This is a genomic window from Granulicella mallensis (genome assembly GCF_014203225.1).
Classification (GTDB): Bacteria; Acidobacteriota; Terriglobia; order Terriglobales; family Acidobacteriaceae; genus Granulicella; species Granulicella mallensis_A.
On the sequence record NZ_JACHIO010000047.1, the window covers coordinates 1 to 1,958 of the forward strand.

A 1,958-nucleotide genomic window follows, 5' to 3' on the forward strand; every position below is an offset into this window, starting at 1 on the left:
TCGGCGTACGTTCGGATGGAGAGTTTCCCTCTGAGCCCGAACGGGAAGCTGGACCGGAAGTCTCTGCCAGCGCCTGACGACGAGGCGTATGTGCGGCGTGGCTATGAGGCTCCTGTCGGGGAGATGGAGGAGACCGTAGCGGGGGTCTTCGCGGAGGTGCTGGGAGTGGAACGGGTAGGCCGCAACGACAGCTTCTTCGAGCTGGGCGGCCACTCGCTGATGGCGATGCGGGTGTTGAGCCGTCTGCGCAGTGCGAAGCTGCGGATCGATGTCCGTGATCTGTTTTCCTATCCGGTGGTACAGGATCTGGCGGCAAGGATTCCTTTCCTTGAGCTTGCGCTGTTGCCGGCGATCGAGCCAGTAAAAGAGCATCAGGACCTGCCGCTGTCGTTCGCGCAGCAGCGGTTATGGTTTTTGTCGCAGATGGAGGGAGTCAGCGAGGCATATCACATGCCGGCAGCGCTACGTCTGAGCGGAACTCTGAACCAGGCAGCGTTGCGCTTTGCGCTGGACCGGATCGTGGCCCGTCACGAGGTATTGCGAACGCGCTTCGTGGTGGTGGAGGGCGAGCCTGTACAGCGGATCGACGCGGCGGAGGCAGGCTTTCGGCTGGAACATCGGGATCTGTCGGGAGTGCCGGATCGAGAGGAGCGGCTGTCTGTTCTGGTGGTAGAAGAGGCCAGGGCGGGATTCGACCTGGAGCATGGCCCCCTGGTGCGCGGCTGCCTGGTGCGTCTTGGCGAACAGGAGCATGCACTGTTGGTGACGATGCACCATATCATCTCGGACGGCTGGTCGATCGGGATCTTGGTGAAGGAGTTCGGTGCCTTGTATGCGGCCAGTTGCGCGCAGCAGGCGGATCCTCTGCCAGAGCTTTCGATCCAGTATGGGGATTACGCGCACTGGCAGCGCCAGTGGCTGGGCGGGGAGGCGCTGGAGCAACAGGCCGGGTACTGGGGTAGAACGCTGTCCGGTTCGCCGACGCTACTGTCGCTTCCGTCGGACTACAGGCGTCCGGCGCAGCAGAGCTATGAAGGCAGCCGGGTCAGCCTTGAACTGGATCTGGATCTGACGGAGAGGCTGAAGGCGCTGAGTCAGCGACACGGTACGACGCTGTTCATGACGGTGCTGAGCGGTTTTGCGGTACTGCTTTCACGCTTGTCCGGGGAGCAGGACATCGTGATCGGCACGCCTGTAGCCAACCGCACTCAGCGAGAGACCGAGGAGCTGATTGGTTTCTTCGTGAACATGCTGGCGTTGCGGATGGACTTTACAGGTCAACCGACGGTGAGCGAACTGCTGCGACGGGTACGCGAGACGTCGATCGAAGCGCAGGCACATCAGGAGCTGCCGTTCGAGCAGGTGGTGGAGCGGATCAAGCCGAGCCGGAGTCAGGCGCATAGCCCGATCTTCCAGGTGATGTTCGCGTGGCAGAACAACGAGGTGGCGGATCTGGAGTTGCCGGGTCTTCGTCTGTCTGGGTTGGAGAGCGAATCGTCGGTAGCGAAGTTCGACCTGACGCTGGATCTGAGCGAGACGGATGATGGGATCGTAGGGTCTTTGGAGTATGCGACCTCTCTGTTCAAGTCCGAGACGGTGGAGCGTTACGGGCGGTATCTGGTTCGTCTTCTGGAAGCGATGACTCGTGGCGAGGACGAGCGTGTGTCACAGCTGCCGATGCTGCCTGCGGAGGAGCGGGAGCAGCTGCTGGTGGGATGGAACGCGACGGAGGTAGCTTATCCGTCGGAGACGACGGTGCACGGCCTGTTCGAGTCTCAGGTGGAGGCGAGTCCCGAGGCGACGGCTGTGGTGTTCGAAGAGGAGCGTGTAAGTTACGGGGAGTTGAACCGTAGGGCGAACCGCCTGGCGCATGAGTTAGTGGCTCTGGGAGTTCGTCCGGACGACCGTGTAGCGATCTGCGTGGAGCGTTCTGTGGCGATGGTGGTGGCGCTGCTGGC

1 protein-coding gene is annotated in these 1,958 nt (G+C 62.1%); it reads left to right on the top strand.

The window, feature by feature from the left end:
• Positions 1 to 15 precede the first annotated feature (15 nt).
• Positions 16 to 1,958: condensation domain-containing protein (locus HDF15_RS25425; RefSeq protein ID WP_184261252.1), on the top strand; the 1,943-nt coding region annotated here is incomplete at its 3' end.